Below are 14686 nucleotides of genomic sequence, written 5' to 3'. Positions count from 1 at the left end.
TCTGCTTGGAAAACAAACCGCTGGAAACCTTATATTATAGCACGCTGGGTAGCCCTCTCCTGACGCCCCGGCCGCCTACAGCCCGAGCCGACGTTTCATGTCGGTTCGCTGCTGGTTCAATTCCGTCAACTCGGTCAGCTCCTCGGGCGTGAACGTCGATTGCCGCGCCAGCCGGTCGAGCCGGTCGCAGCAGGCGTCGTAGCGCATCTTCAGCACGGCCGCCTGCAATTCCTCCCCGGCGATCCGCTCCTGTTCGCGCTGTCGCTCGAACACCGTCTCGTCCTCCGGATTCTGTAACAGCAGATCGCGGACGTTTTCATCATAGTCCAGAATTTCGCGGAAGATTTCGTCGTAAGTCGCGCTGTTCGACGAGGCTCGCAGCACATCGGACAGCAGCCGGAACTCCGCGCCGTCGCCCAGCGCGCGCGCGTGCTCGGCCACTTCGGCGAACAGCTCGCCGATCCGCGGCAGCGTCCGCAGGGTCGCAAGCTGCTCGTCGTCGAGCGCGGTCGCGATCCGCGGGTACATCACCAGCGTACGCAACGCACGCTTTTCGCTGTCGGTCACGCGCCGCCGCTCGCTGCGCGCGGGCGCCTGGCGCGGCGCCGCCGCGATGCGCGCGTCGACCTCCGACAGCGCCGCGACTTCCTCGAACGGGATGTGCAGGCGGTCAGCGAACATGTGCATGATCTGCGCGCGCAACGCGTTGGCCGGCAGCGCCTGCAGCAACGGCTTTGCGTCGAACAGCGCCTTCGCGCGGCCTTCCGGCTGGTCGAGCGCCTTGCCGGCGATCGCTTCGTTCAACAGAAATTGCGACAGCGGCATCGCACGCTCGACCTGCTCCGAGAATGCATCGGCGCCGAATTCGCGCACATAGCTGTCCGGATCGTGCTCGGGCGGCAGGAACAGGAAGCGGATCGTCCGGTTGTCGGCCGCATGCGGCAGGCACGCTTCGAGCGCGCGGCGCGCGGCGCGCCGGCCGGCCGAATCGCCGTCGAAGCTGAAGATCACCGTATCGGTCTGGCGCAGCAGCTTCTGCACGTGGATCGGCGTGCAGGCCGTGCCGAGCGTCGCGACCGCGTTCGGAAAACCGAGCTGCGCGAGCGCGACGACGTCCATGTAGCCTTCGACGACGAGCACGTACTTGCGCTCGCGGATCGCGAGGCGCGCCTCGAACAGCCCGTACAGTTCGCTGCCCTTGTTGAACAGCGGCGTTTCGGGCGAGTTCAGGTACTTCGGCTCGCCGCTGCCGAGCACGCGCCCGCCGAAGCCGATCACCTGCCCCTTCACGTTGCGGATCGGGAACATGATGCGCTCGCGGAACCGGTCGTAGCGTCGCGCGGCGCCTTGCGCGTCGGTCTTTTCGCTGACGATCACGAGCCCCGATTCGACGAGCGAGTCGTCGCGGTAGTCGGGGAACGCGCTTTCGAGGTTCTGCCAGCCGTCCGGCGCATAGCCGAGGCCGAAGCGGGCGGCGATCTCGCCGGTCAGGCCCCGGTTCTTCAGATACTGGATCGCGACGGTCGCACCGCGCAACTGCTTGCGGTAGTAGTCGCACGCGACGGACATCACGTCGGACAGCGCGGTCGCGACCGATTTCGACACCGGCGCCGGATAGTCGCCACCGCCGCCGCCCGCACCGCCGCGCATCGACGGCTCGTGCGGCACGGTCAGCCCGACCGACTGCGCGAGCTCCTGCACGGCTTCCGGGAAGGTCAGCCCCGCGTGCTCCATCAGAAAGCCGATCGCGGTGCCGTGCGCGCCGCAGCCGAAGCAGTGATAGAACTGCTTGGTCGGGCTGACGGTGAACGACGGGCTCTTCTCGTTGTGGAACGGGCACAAGCCCATGAAGTTCGCGCCGCCCTTCTTGAGCTGCACGTAACGCCCCACCACGTCGACGATATCGACGCGGTTCAGCAAGTCCTGCAGGAACGAATGCGGAATCACCGTGGGATCGAGCGAGAAAGGGCCATACGACGCCCGGCGCGCGCGTGGCGACGCGCGCGCCGGGATGTGGGTGTCAGCTGGACAGCGCCGCCTTGACCAGGGCGGAAACGGCCGTCATGTCGGCGCGGCCGGCGAGCTTGCCCTTCAGCACGCCCATCACCTTGCCCATATCCTGCGGGCCGGCTGCGCCCGTGGCGGCGACGGCGGCCTGCACTTCGGCGGCCACCTCGGCGTCCGACAGCTGCGCGGGCATGTACGCGCCCAGCACGTCGAGCTCGGCTTGTTCCTTCGCGACGAGATCGTCGCGGCCGGCGGCCTGGAACTGGCTGATCGAGTCCTTGCGCTGCTTGATCATCTTGTCGATCACCGCGGTGATGCCCGCGTCGTCGAGCGTCACCCGATCGTCGACTTCGCGCTGCTTGATCGCGGCCATCAGCAGGCGAATCGTCGCGAGACGCTCGCTGTCCTTGGCGCGCATCGCGGTCTTCATGTCTTCGCTGATCTGCTCTTTCAAACTCATCTTGCACCCGGGATGAAAACGTGACTTCGACGCCCGCAACCGGGCGTCAACACAAAAACCCGCTTGGGAACATGTCTCAAGCGGGTTGCTCGAATCCTGCATCGGCGACTCGCGACCCCGGACCGGGGCCGAGCGTGCGAAGCTCGCCGGTGCGCCGCTCAGCGAACCGCGCGGCGCTCAATCGTTCAGTACAGCTTCTTCGGCAGCGTCTGGCTGCGGATGCGCTTGTAGTGGCGCTTCACCGCTGCAGCCTTCTTACGCTTGCGCTCCGCCGTCGGCTTTTCGTAAAACTCCCGCGCACGAAGCTCGGTCAGCAGACCGTTCTTCTCGATCGTGCGCTTGAAGCGGCGCATGGCGACTTCGAACGGCTCGTTTTCTTTAACGCGAATGATCGTCATGATCCGACACGAATAAAGGTTTGCAGGGAAGATTCACGAGTATAGCAGAGCGACCTCGCGAGGGATAAGGGCCGGGCCCCGCCGCGCGCGGCGCTGCGCCGCACGTCACGCGGCGCGGCTGAACTCCGCCGCGGCTTCTCCCGCGGCCGTCCCCGACGCCCATGCCCACTGAAAGTTGTAGCCGCCGAGCCAGCCCGTCACGTCGACGACCTCGCCGATGAAGAACAGCCCGGGCACCCGCGCGCTCATCATCGTCGCCGACGACAGCTCGCGCGTATCGACGCCGCCCTTCGTCACCTCCGCCTTCTTGTAGCCTTCGGTGCCGTTGGGCGTCAGCGTCCAGCCGGCCAGCGCGTCGCCGATCTGGCGCAGCGTCCGGTCGGGCAAGTCGGCGAGCCGCGCATCGGCCGCCACGCGATGCGTGTCGAGCCACACGTGCGCAAGGCGCGACGGCACCCAGTCGGCGAGCAGCGAGCCGATCTGACGCTTCGACGTGCGCTTCGCGTCGAGCAGCTCCGCGACGGCGTCGCGCTGCGGAAGCAGGTCGATGCGGATCGGATCGCCGGGCTGCCAGTAGCTCGAGATCTGCAGGATACCGGGGCCGGACAGGCCGCGATGCGTCAGCAGCAGGTCTTCGACGAATTCGCCGCCGCGCTTCTTGTCGCCGGTCGACACGCGCACCTCGAGCGACACACCGGACAGCGCCGCGAACGGCTCCCAATCCTGCGATGCGAACGTCATCGGCACGAGGGCCGGCCGCGTGTCGATCAGCTTGTGGCCGAACTGCTTCGCGAGCCGGTAGCCGAAATCGGTCGCGCCGATCTTCGGGATCGACAGGCCGCCGGTCGCGACGATCAACGCCCTGGCGCGGATCGCCCCCGCCTGCTGCGTGTCGAGCGTGAAACCGTCGTCCGGCGCGTGGCGCACGGCGTCGACGACCACCGGGCGGCGCCACGCGATGCCGCCGGCGTCGCATTCGTGCTTGAGCACGTCGATGATTGCGTCGCTGCCGTGATCGCAGAACAGCTGCCCTTTGTGCTTCTCGTGCCAGCTCACTTGATGGCGCTTGAGCAGGCCGACGAAGTCGCGCGGCGTGTAGCGCGCCAGCGCCGAGCGCGCGAAATGCGGATTCGACGACAGGTAGTTGTCGGGCCCCGCGTAGAGATTCGTGAAGTTGCAGCGGCCGCCGCCCGAGATGCGGATTTTCTCGGCGAGACGCGGCGCGTGATCGACCAGCACGACGCGGCGGCCGAGCTGCCCGGCCACCGCGGCGCTCATCATCCCGGCGGCGCCCGCGCCGATCACGGCGATATCGTAAGTTTCCATGGCGCGGATTGTACCTGTCCGACCTCGCACCCGGGCCGCGGAGCCGGCGCGCAGCCTTCGCCTGCTATAATTTCGGGTTACGTTTACCTCCCGCTGCGCGCCGCTACGGCACGCGCCTTCCCGACCCATGCTCGTTCTCGGCATCGAAAGCTCCTGCGACGAAACCGGCCTCGCGCTCTACGACACGCAGCGCGGCCTGCTCGCACACGCGCTCCATTCGCAGATCGCGATGCACCGCGAATACGGCGGCGTCGTGCCCGAGCTCGCATCGCGCGACCACATTCGCCGCGCGCTGCCGCTGCTCGACGAAGTCATGACCCAGAGCGGCACGCATCGCGACGACATCGACGCGATCGCATTCACGCAAGGGCCGGGCCTCGCCGGCGCGCTGCTGGTGGGCGCAAGCATCGCGAACGCGCTCGCGCTCGCATGGAACAAGCCGACGATCGGCATCCATCATCTCGAAGGCCATCTGCTGTCGCCGCTGCTCGTCGACGCACCGCCGCCGTTCCCGTTCATCGCGCTGCTGGTGTCGGGCGGCCACACGCAACTGATGCGCGTGACCGACGTCGGCGTGTATGAAACGCTCGGCGAGACGCTCGACGACGCGGCCGGCGAAGCGTTCGACAAGACGGCGAAGCTGATCGGCCTCGGCTATCCGGGCGGCCCGGAAGTATCGCGGCTCGCGGAAACCGGCACGCCCGGCGCGGTCGTGCTGCCGCGCCCGATGCTGCATTCGGGCGACCTCGATTTCAGCTTCAGCGGCCTGAAGACGGCCGTGCTCACACAGATGAAGAAATTCGAAGCAGCGAAGCTGGAAGGCGACGCGCTCGAACGCGCGAAGGCTGACCTCGCACGCGGCTTCGTCGACGCGGCGGTCGACGTGCTCGTCGCAAAGTCGCTCGCCGCGCTGAAGCAGACGAAGCTCAAGCGACTGGTGGTGGCCGGCGGCGTCGGGGCGAACCGCCAGTTGCGCGCGGCGCTGTCGGCTGCGGCCGCGAAGCGCGGCTTCGACGTGCACTACCCCGACCTCGCGCTGTGCACCGACAACGGCGCGATGATCGCGCTGGCCGGCGCGCTGCGGCTCGGCCGCTGGCCGGAGCAGGCGAACACCGACTATGCGTTCACGGTGAAACCGCGCTGGGATCTCGCATCGCTCGCACGCTGACGCGCGCACCGCGCCGATAGACGCCGCAAAACAAACAGGCTGCCCGATCGCGAGCAGCCTGTTTTCATTTCAGCGCCGATACGAACCGGCGAACCGATACCGACAACCCGGCGTTACGCCGCGAGCCGCTTGTCGCGCTCGATCAGCGCATATGCGCTGTGATTGTGGATCGATTCGAAGTTCTCGGCTTCGAGCACGTAGGCGATCACGCGCTCGTCCGCATCGAGACGCTGCGCAACGTCGCGCACCAGATCCTCGACGAACTTCGGATTCTCGTATGCGCGCTCCGTGACGAACTTCTCGTCCGGACGCTTCAGCAAACCCCACAGCTCGCACGACGCCTCTTCCTCCGCGATGCGGATCAGCGCCTCGACCGGCAGGTCGCCCGCGAGTTCGGCATCGATCGTCACGTGCGAGCGCTGGTTGTGCGCACCGTACTGCGAGATCTTCTTCGAGCACGGGCACAGGCTCGTCACCGGCACCAGCACCTTCAGAAACACGCGCGTGTGGCCGTCGCGGCTTTCGCCCGCGAGCGTGACTTCATAGTCGAGCAGGCTCTGCACGCCCGACACCGGCGCCGTCTTGTTCACGAAGTACGGAAACGTCACTTCGATGCGGCCGGCCTGCGCCTCCAGCTTCTCCAGCATCGACGCGAGCATCGCGCGAAAACGCTCGACCGTCAGCGGCGCACGGTTCTCTTCGAGCAGCGCGACGAAGCGCGACATGTGCGTACCCTTCTGATCGGCCGGCAGGCGAACGTCGAGGTTCCAGACACCGACGCTCGGCTGCACGTCGCCGCTCTCGGTGCAGACCGTCAACGGATGCCGGACCGCCTTCACGCCCACGCGCTGAATCGGAATCTGACGGGTATCGACCGTGCTTTGCACGTCGGGCATCACGAAGGCGGGGTTCATCTGGTTCATCTTGTTCAATCCTTGTTGTCCGCGCGTCCGACGACGCGCACGCCGCGTCATGCGGCAGCACAAAAGCAACATGGGCCCGCAGGCCCATGTTTGTCGCATCAGTGAAGACCGGTTGCGCCAGTTTATGCGACGCGCTTCGCCTCGCCGGCGAGATCGGCTACCGGGCTGAGGAAGCGTTCGCGAATCGACTTCGCGATGCCCGCGCTGTCGAGGCCGCATTGCGACAGCAGCTTCGCGGGGTCGCCGTGATCGATGAACTGGTCAGGGAGGCCCAATTGTAGTACGGGTCGGATAACCCCACTCTCCATCAGGGCTTCGACGCACGCGGAACCTGCGCCACCCATCAGGCAGCCTTCCTCGACCGTGACGAGATAGTCGTGCGTCTCGGCGAGCTCACGCACGAGCGCCGCGTCGATCGGCTTCACGAAGCGCATGTTCGCGACCGTTGCGTCGAGCTCGTCGGCCGCCGCGAGCGACGGCGCGACCATCGTGCCGAACGCGAGGATCGCGACGCGCTTGCCTTCCGGCTGCGACGAACGGCGGCGCACTTCGCCCTTGCCGATCGGAAGCGCGGTGAACTCCTTGACCGTCGCCACGCCGGTGCCCGAGCCGCGCGGATAGCGCACGGCGGTCGGGTTCGGCTGCTGAAGCGCCGTGTGCAGCATCTGCCGGCATTCGTTCTCGTCGGACGCGGCCATGATCGTCATGTTCGGGATGCAGCGCATGAACGCGAGATCGTATGCACCCGCGTGCGTCGCACCGTCGGCGCCGACGAGGCCCGCGCGGTCGATCGCGAACACGACCGGCAGGTTCTGCAGCGCGACGTCGTGGATCAGCTGGTCGTACGCACGCTGCAGGAACGTCGAGTAGATCGCGACGACCGGCTTGAGCCCTTCGGTCGCGAGCCCGCCAGCGAACGTCACCGCGTGCTGCTCGGCGATGCCGACGTCGTAGTAGCGATCCTTGAAGCGCTTCTCGAACTCGACCATGCCGGAGCCTTCGCGCATGGCCGGCGTGATGCCGACGACGCGTGAATCGCGCTCGGCTTCGTCGCACAGCCATTCGCCGAACACCTGCGTGTAGGTCTTCTTCGCCGGCGTGGCGGACGGCTTGATGCCTTCGGCCGGATTGAACTTGCCGGGGCCGTGGTAGAGCACCGGATCGGCTTCGGCGAGCTTGTAGCCCTGGCCTTTCTTCGTGACCACGTGCAGGAACTGCGGACCGCGCAGCTCGCGGATGTTCTGCAGCGTCGGGATCAGCGAATCGAGATCGTGACCGTCGATCGGGCCGATGTAGTTGAAGCCGAATTCCTCGAACAACGTGGCCGGCACGACCATGCCCTTCGCGTGCTCCTCGAGCTTGCGCGCAAGCTCGAGCACCGGCGGCGCCACGCTCAGCACGCGCTCGACGCCCGCGCGCGCGGCCGCGTAGAAGCGGCCCGACATCAGGCGTGCGAGATGGCGGTTCAGCGCGCCGACCGGCGGCGAAATCGACATGTCGTTGTCGTTGAGGATCACGAGCAGCTTCGCATCCTCCGACACGCCCGCGTTGTTCATCGCCTCGAACGCCATGCCGGCCGTCATCGCGCCGTCGCCGATCACCGCGATCGAGAAGCGGTCGTCGCCGTTCAGCTGGCTGCCGATCGCCATCCCGAGCGCCGCCGAGATCGACGTGCTCGAATGCGCGGTGCCGAACGTGTCGTACTCGGACTCGCTGCGGCGCGGGAAGCCCGAGATGCCGTCGTACTGGCGCAGCGTGTGCATCTGGTCGCGGCGGCCGGTCAGGATCTTGTGCGGGTAGGTCTGATGACCCACGTCCCAGACGATCCGGTCGTTCGGCGTGTTGAACACGTAGTGCAACGCGATCGTCAGCTCGACCGTCCCGAGGTTGGACGACAGATGGCCGCCCGTCTTCGACACGCTGTCGAGCACGAACGCGCGCAGTTCATCCGCGAGCGGTTGCAGTTGGCGACGATCGAGGCGGCGCAGATCCGCCGGGTCGTCGATGGTTTTCAGCAAGTCGTACATCGTCGTTCCATTGTAGGAAATCAAACGCGCCCGCATTCTATTGCACGCACCGTAGCGTGTGCGCAGCGGCGGGCTTCGCGTCAGCTGACCCGGTTCACTACCAGGTCGGCAAGTTCGGCGAGACGCTGTGCGCGCGCGCCGAACGGTTTCAGCGCATCGTGCGCTTCAGCGCGCAGCTGCGCTGCGAGCTCACGCGATGCGTCGAGGCCGAGGATCGATACGTAGGTCGGCTTGTCGTTCGCTGCATCCTTGCCAGCCGTCTTGCCGAGCGTCGCCGAATCGGTCGTGACGTCGAGAATGTCGTCGACGACCTGGAACGCCAGGCCCACGGCCCCCGCGTACACATCGAGTGCGGCCATCGCATCCGCCGACGGCGTCTCGCCTGCCAGCGCGCCCATCCGCACAGCGGCGCGCAACAGCGCGCCGGTCTTCATCCGGTGCATCGTCTCGAGCTGCTCGCGCGTCAGCTTCAGGCCGACGCTCGCCAGATCGATCGCCTGCCCGCCGGCCATGCCGATCGAGCCGCTCGCGAGCGCCAGCTCGCGCACCAGCGCGGCCTGCTGCACGGGCGACAGCGCGTCGGCATCCGTCAGCGCGACGAATGCCTGCGACTGCAGCGCATCGCCGACCAGCAGCGCCGTCGGCTCGTCGTACTGCACGTGCACGGTCGGCTTGCCGCGACGCAGCGCGTCGTCGTCCATGCACGGCATGTCGTCGTGCACCAGCGAGTAGACGTGGATCATCTCCAGCGCCGCCGCCGCCGCGTTGCGCGCCGCTTCGGTCGCGCCCGTCAGCTCACCCGCTGCATGGCACAGCAGCGGGCGAACGCGTTTGCCCCCACCGAGGACCGCGTAGCGCATCGCCTCGTGGAGTTGCGTGGGCACCACGTTGTCGGCCGGCAAATAGTGGCCGAGTGCGTCCTCGACACGGTCAAGTACGGACCGCATCCATTGTTCGAATGTCATAGATCGTCGTCGTCGCCGTCCGTGGCGGCCGTTCCGGAGGAAAGCGGCTTCAGCGTCGCGCCGTCGAGCACGCGGACCTGTTGCTCCACTTTCTCGAGCTGCTGTTGGCAAAACGCAACGAGGGCCGCGCCGCGGCGATACGCGGCAAGCGAATCCTCGAGGCTCAACGCGCCGCCTTCCATCCGGGCAACCAGCGATTCGAGTTCCGCCAGCGCCGTTTCGTACTTGTCCGGCAACGGTTCGGTGCCGTTACCGGCCGCGGTGTCGCCGGGGGATGCGGTTTTCGCCATGGACGAGGGTGTCAAATTGCAAAACAAGTCGGACATTCTACGGCAAAAGAGAAATTTCCGACCTGCCGACGTGGGTACCCGGCCCCACATGCGACCCCGTATCGGGCGCCGACCATGCGCGGGCCCATCGACGCCCGACAAAAAATTGACACAAATCAGGCACTTAATCCTGGCCTTACGAGGGGATCCGGGTATAATTCTCCGTTTCCCTAAATCGATTTTTCGATGGTTGGGTTGTTCACTGCTTTCACGCTATCACCGGGAGTGGGAATGTCCAATCTGAGCGATGCGCTTCAGTTGAAGTCGGCTCATAGCCAGCTTCCAGTCACTGCTTACTTCGATGAGGCGCTGCTTGAGCGCGAGATCGAAACCCTCTTCAAGAAAGGACCTCGTTACATCGGGCACGAGTTGATGGTGCCCGAAGCGGGGGATTATTTTGCGCTGCCGTCCGAACAGGAAGGCCGCGTGCTGGTACGCAATCAGGCGAACCAGGTCGAGTTGCTGTCGAACGTCTGCCGTCACCGTCAGGCGATCATGCTCAATGGGCGCGGCCGCACCCAGAACATCGTATGCCCGCTGCACCGCTGGACTTACGACCTGGACGGCCGGCTGCTCGGCGCGCCGCACTTCCCCGACAAGCCGTGCCTGAACCTCGGCAAGAGCCCGCTGCAGAACTGGCAGGGGCTACTGTTCGAGGCCGAAGGCCGCAACGTCGCGCGCGATCTCGCGAATCTCGGCACGAAACATCATTTCGACTTCGCCGAATATCAGTTCGATCACGTCGAAGTGCACGAGTGCGATTACAACTGGAAGACGTTCATCGAGGTCTACCTCGAGGACTACCACGTCGTCCCGTTCCACCCGGGCCTCGGCAGCTTCGTGTCGTGCGACGATCTCAAATGGGAGTTCGGCGAATGGTACAGCGTGCAGACGGTCGGCGTGCACAACGCGCTCGCGAAGCCGGGCAGCGCGACTTACCAGAAGTGGCACGAGCAGGTGCTCAAGTTCCGCAACGGCGTACCGCCTGAGTTCGGGGCGATCTGGATGGTCTATTACCCGGGCCTGATGATCGAGTGGTATCCGCACGTGCTCGTGGTGTCGTGGCTGATTCCGCGCGGCCCGCAGAAGACGACCAACATCGTCGAGTTCTATTACCCCGAGGAAATCGCACTGTTCGAGCGCGAATTCGTCGAGGCGGAGCGCGCCGCATATATGGAGACGGCCGTCGAGGACGATGAAATCGCCATGCGGATGGACGCAGGCCGTCGTGCGCTGATGGCGCGCGGCGAATCGCAGGTCGGCCCGTATCAGAGCCCGATGGAAGACGGCATGCAGCACTTCCACGAGTTCCTGCGCCGCCATCTCGGCGATCTCTGATCGCCCACGCGACGGCCGGCCGCGTAACGCATCCGGCATCATGAAAAGACGGGCTTCGGCCCGTCTTTTTTGTTTAGACTTCGGGTATCGGGCCGTTCGCACTCCAGGGAGCCGTCATGCCACACACTCACTACACCACGCTCATCTCCGCCGCCAATCTCGCCGAGCGGCTGGCCGCGGCACCGGGCAGCGTCGCCGTGTTCGACTGCCGCTTCGATCTCGCCGATCCGGCAGCGGGCGAAGCCGCTTACGCAGCCGGCCATATTCCCGGCGCACAGTATCTGCACCTCGATCGCGACCTGTCCGGGCGCAAGACCGGCACCAACGGCCGCCATCCGCTGCCAAGCCGCGACGCACTGGCCTCGCTGATGGCCAGCCGCGGCGTCAAGCAGGGCCAGCAGGTGGTTGCGTATGATGCGCACGGCGGCGCGTATGCCGCGCGCCTGTGGTGGTTGCTGCGCTGGCTCGGGCACGACTCCGTGGCGGTGCTCGACGGCGGTCTGCAGGCATGGGAGGCATCCGGCCAGCCGCTGACGACGGACGTGCAGCATCCGGCTGCCGGCGACTTCCGCGCGGCCGCGCCGCTCGAGTCGACCATCGATGCTGCGGCCGTGCTCGCGAACATCGCGTCGGGCGCGCGGATCGTGATCGACGCTCGGGCACCGGACCGCTATCGCGGCGAAAACGAAACGATCGATCGTGTCGGCGGCCATATTCCCGGCGCGCGCAACCGCTTCTTCAAGGACAATCTCTCGACCGACGGCCGCTTCAAGACGGGCCACGAGCTGCGCGAGACGTTCACAGCACTGCTGGCCGGCGTCCAGCCGAACAGCGTGATCCTGCAATGCGGGTCGGGCGTGACCGCATGCCACAACGCGCTCGCGCTCGAAATCGCGGGGCTGCACGGCGCGTCGCTGTATCCGGGCTCGTGGAGCGAATGGAGCGCCGATCCGGCGCGGCCGATCGCGACCGGCCCCACGCCGTAAGCGCCGACACGGCGCGACGAACGGGCGGCTCCCGACGCCGCCCGTTCGCTTACATCACGCCGTACTTCTGGAACCACTCGATCGCGCGTTTCCACCCGTCTTCGGCGTCGGCCTTCACGTAGCTCGGCCGGTAATCGGCGAAGAACGCGTGGCCGGCATCCGGATACACGACGATCTCCGACTGGCGCGCGCGCTTCGAATCGCTCGTCTGGATCGCATTACGCATGTCGGCGAGCGACGCCTGCGTGATGTTGGCGTCCTTCTCGCCATAGAGGCCGAGCACCGGCACCTTCAGCAACGACGCATGATCGACCGGATTGAACGGCGTCATCTCGTCGGTCTTGCCCTCGACGAAGCCGTACCACGCCACCGCCGCGAGCACGTGCGGGTTGTGCTCCGCATAGAGCCACGCCTGGCGGCCGCCCCAGCAGAACCCCGTCACGCCGAGCCGCGCCGGATCGCCGCCGTTCCTGCCGGCCCACGCGACGGTCGCATCGAGATCCTCGGTCACCTGCCGGTCGGGCACCTTGCTGATGATGTGCTCGTAGAGATCCTTCATCGTCGGATACTTCGCCGCATTGCCCTGCCGCGCGAACAGGTCGGGCGCGATCGCGAGATAGCCGAGCTTCGCAAAGCGCCGGCACACATCGGCGATATGCGCATGCACGCCGAAGATCTCGTGGATCACGATGACGATCGGCAGATTCGTCTTGTCGACCGGCTGCGCGCGATACGCGGGGATGCTGGCATCGCCGGAACGGATCTCGATCGTGTCGACGTCGAGCCCCGCGCTGTCGGTCGTGATCGTCTGCGCCGACACGGGCAGCACGGCCGCCGCGAAGGCGCTGCCGAGCGCGGCCTGCATGAACTTGCGGCGCGAGAACGGAACGTGGGGGACCAAGCTGTCGACTTCGGGTTTCAACATGAATGCACTCCTCGATTGGGCGCCGCCGTCATGGCCGCGAACGGAACCGGACGGAGCGTCGCGCCGTCGAACGACGCGGATGTCGCGGCGGCTGGCACACCGCCGCAACCGGAAACCCGCACAAGATGCCCAATAATCCGTTGTCGCGTCAACTGTCGGAGATGTAAGACTCGATTACCGACGTGGCTGTCCCGCTCGTCGGCGGGCGCGCGACCCACCGCGTCGCGCGAATGAAACGGCGTGTCGTCATGCGTGCGCGGCTGGTCGGAGGCGGACCTCGCAGCGCGGCAATCGCACGTGCCGCGGGCATCGACGCAGCCGGTCACGCGCTGCCCGCTCGATGCCCGCATCCACCGCGCGCGACTAGTGCAGCTTCACACGCGGCAGCGTCGTCCGCCGCAGCCAGTGCGCGACCGTATCGAGCACCATGCGCGGATAGCCGTGCAGCGCCGCGACGTGCAGCCGGTACAACGACATGTACATGAACCGCGCGAACAACCCTTCGATCAGCATGTTGCCGCCGATCAACCCGCCCATCAGGTTGCCGACCGCGCTGAAGTGGCCGAGCGACACGAGCGAACCGAAATCGCGATACGTGAACTCGGGCAGCGGCCGGCCGTCGAGCCGGCATCCGATCGCCTTCAGCAGGAAGCTCGCCTGCTGATGCGCGGCCTGCGCGCGCGGCGGCACGTTGCGTTCGTGGCCGGGCCATGCGCATGCCGCGCAGTCGCCGAGTGCGAACACGTTGTCGTCGATGACGGTCTGCAGCGTACGGCGCACGTCGAGCTGGCCGAGCTTGTTGACCTGCAGGCCGTCCAGCTGCCCGAGCACGGCCGGCGCCTTGATGCCGGCCGCCCACACCGTGAGGTCGGCGCGCACGGCCTTGCCGCTCGCGGTATGCACGAATCCCGGCGCGACTTCGGTCACGCGCTCGGCCAGCATCAGGCGAACGCCGAGCTTCTCGAGCAGTTCGGCCGTCGCCGACGACACGCGCTCCTGCAGCGCGGGGAGAATGCGCGGGCCCGATTCGATCAGCACGATGCCGACGTCATGCCGCGGATCGAGCTTGTGCAGCCCATACACGGACAGCACCTGCGCGGTGTTGCGCAGTTCGGCCGACAATTCGACGCCCGTCGCCCCGCCGCCGACGATCACGACCTGGATGCGCGGCTCGGCGGCCGCGCCCGGTGCGGGCTCAGCCGGTGCCTGGTGCTCGGCGCGCATGCACGCAGCGATCAGGCGCTTGCGGAAGCGCTCGGCTTCGCCGACCGTATCGAGCGCGATCGCGTTTTCCGCCGCGCCCTGCACGCCGAAGAAGTGCGTCGTGCTGCCGATCGCGATCACCAGCGTGTCGTATTCCAGATCGCGCGCGGGCAGCAGCTCCGCGCCGTCGCTGTCGTTGACCGGCGCCAGCGCGATGCGCTTCGCGGTGCGATCGAGCGCGGTCAGCTCGCCCTGCTGAAACTCGAAGCCATGCCAGCGCGCCTGCGCCGCATATTCGAGCTCCTGCGTGAACGGGTCCATGCTGCCGGCCGCGACCTCGTGCAGCAACGGCTTCCAGATGTGAGTCGGATTGCGGTCGACGAGCGTGACGAGCGCACGCGCGGGACGATTGCCGCTCGCACCGTAACGATCGCCGAGCCGGGTCGCCAGTTCGAGGCCGCCCGCGCCTCCGCCTACGATGATAATCCGATGCATCCGATTCCCCCTTTGCGATTCGACACTGCTGCCGCCGGACGAGGCAGACGCGATGCCTTCGCGCCGCCCGCTGGATTAACCGGTTCGGACACCATCGATGTGCAGTTCGAAACACACTCCGATGCGTCCAAGCCAG

Annotated in this window: 13 protein-coding genes; 3 read left to right on the top strand and 10 right to left on the bottom strand. The window is 66.7% G+C overall.

What is annotated here, in order from left to right; translation table 11 throughout:
• Nucleotides 1-75: 75 nt before the first annotated feature.
• From dnaG to C3Y15_RS10700, 4 genes are all read right to left on the bottom strand, one after another.
• A complete protein-coding gene (gene dnaG, locus C3Y15_RS10715; RefSeq protein ID WP_014724700.1) occupies nt 76-1947 on the bottom strand; it encodes a DNA primase in 1872 nt (623 codons plus the stop codon).
• Between the two features lie 73 nt (nt 1948-2020).
• The gene (locus C3Y15_RS10710; RefSeq protein ID WP_011881593.1) at nt 2021-2467 is read right to left on the bottom strand and encodes a GatB/YqeY domain-containing protein; all 447 of its coding nucleotides are present in this window, start codon (nt 2465-2467) and stop codon (nt 2021-2023) included.
• A gap of 185 nt (nt 2468-2652) precedes the next feature.
• Nucleotides 2653-2865: a 30S ribosomal protein S21 gene (rpsU, locus tag C3Y15_RS10705; RefSeq protein WP_006479415.1), complete on the bottom strand. Its 213-nt coding sequence runs from the start codon at nt 2863-2865 to the stop codon at nt 2653-2655.
• Nucleotides 2866-2970: 105 nt separating this feature from the next.
• Nucleotides 2971-4320, bottom strand: coding sequence for an NAD(P)/FAD-dependent oxidoreductase (locus C3Y15_RS10700; RefSeq protein ID WP_257786158.1), 1350 nt, complete (start codon nt 4318-4320; stop codon nt 2971-2973).
• Between C3Y15_RS10700 and tsaD the strand changes: the two genes are divergently transcribed.
• The gene (tsaD, locus tag C3Y15_RS10695) at nt 4319-5359 is read left to right on the top strand and encodes a tRNA (adenosine(37)-N6)-threonylcarbamoyltransferase complex transferase subunit TsaD (protein ID WP_034194992.1); all 1041 of its coding nucleotides are present in this window, start codon (nt 4319-4321) and stop codon (nt 5357-5359) included. The genes C3Y15_RS10700 and tsaD overlap by 2 nt on opposite strands.
• Nucleotides 5360-5472: 113 nt before the next feature.
• Here tsaD and folE2 read toward each other — a convergent pair whose 3' ends face one another.
• The 4 genes from folE2 to C3Y15_RS10675 form a co-directional block, all read right to left on the bottom strand.
• Nucleotides 5473-6282, bottom strand: a complete 810-nt coding sequence (folE2, locus tag C3Y15_RS10690) for a GTP cyclohydrolase FolE2 (protein ID WP_011881590.1) — start codon at nt 6280-6282, stop codon at nt 5473-5475.
• A gap of 122 nt (nt 6283-6404) precedes the next feature.
• A complete protein-coding gene (dxs, locus tag C3Y15_RS10685) occupies nt 6405-8309 on the bottom strand; it encodes a 1-deoxy-D-xylulose-5-phosphate synthase (protein ID WP_014724697.1) in 1905 nt (634 codons plus the stop codon).
• An 80-nt stretch (nt 8310-8389) separates the two neighbouring features.
• Nucleotides 8390-9274, bottom strand: coding sequence for a polyprenyl synthetase family protein (locus C3Y15_RS10680; protein ID WP_011881588.1), 885 nt, complete (start codon nt 9272-9274; stop codon nt 8390-8392).
• The gene (locus C3Y15_RS10675; RefSeq protein ID WP_011881587.1) at nt 9271-9564 is read right to left on the bottom strand and encodes an exodeoxyribonuclease VII small subunit; all 294 of its coding nucleotides are present in this window, start codon (nt 9562-9564) and stop codon (nt 9271-9273) included. The genes C3Y15_RS10680 and C3Y15_RS10675 overlap by 4 nt, the downstream gene beginning before the upstream one ends.
• A 270-nt stretch (nt 9565-9834) precedes the next feature.
• On the opposite strand from C3Y15_RS10675, the gene C3Y15_RS10670 reads away from it, so the two are divergent.
• Nucleotides 9835-10941 (top strand): aromatic ring-hydroxylating dioxygenase subunit alpha, encoded by a 1107-nt coding sequence (locus tag C3Y15_RS10670; protein WP_014724695.1) that lies wholly within the window; start codon nt 9835-9837, stop codon nt 10939-10941.
• A 116-nt stretch (nt 10942-11057) separates the two neighbouring features.
• The gene (locus C3Y15_RS10665) at nt 11058-11927 is read left to right on the top strand and encodes a sulfurtransferase (protein WP_059475539.1); all 870 of its coding nucleotides are present in this window, start codon (nt 11058-11060) and stop codon (nt 11925-11927) included.
• 49 nt (nt 11928-11976) lie between these two features.
• Here the strand turns inward: C3Y15_RS10665 and C3Y15_RS10660 are convergent, their stop codons facing one another.
• Complete coding sequence (locus C3Y15_RS10660) at nt 11977-12852, bottom strand: dienelactone hydrolase family protein (RefSeq protein ID WP_014724693.1); 876 nt, start codon at nt 12850-12852, stop codon at nt 11977-11979.
• Nucleotides 12853-13215: 363 nt separating this feature from the next.
• Nucleotides 13216-14550 carry an NAD(P)/FAD-dependent oxidoreductase gene (locus C3Y15_RS10655; RefSeq protein WP_046424659.1) on the bottom strand — a complete coding sequence of 445 codons (1335 nt, stop codon included), beginning with the start codon at nt 14548-14550 and terminating at the stop codon, nt 13216-13218.
• Nucleotides 14551-14686: the final 136 nt, after the last annotated feature.

Source organism: Burkholderia sp. B10 (assembly GCF_004368385.1).
GTDB classification, from domain to species: domain Bacteria; phylum Pseudomonadota; class Gammaproteobacteria; order Burkholderiales; family Burkholderiaceae; genus Burkholderia; species Burkholderia vietnamiensis.
Note: the sequence above shows the minus strand (reverse complement) of the source record. Positions and strands in the feature narration are given on the sequence as shown.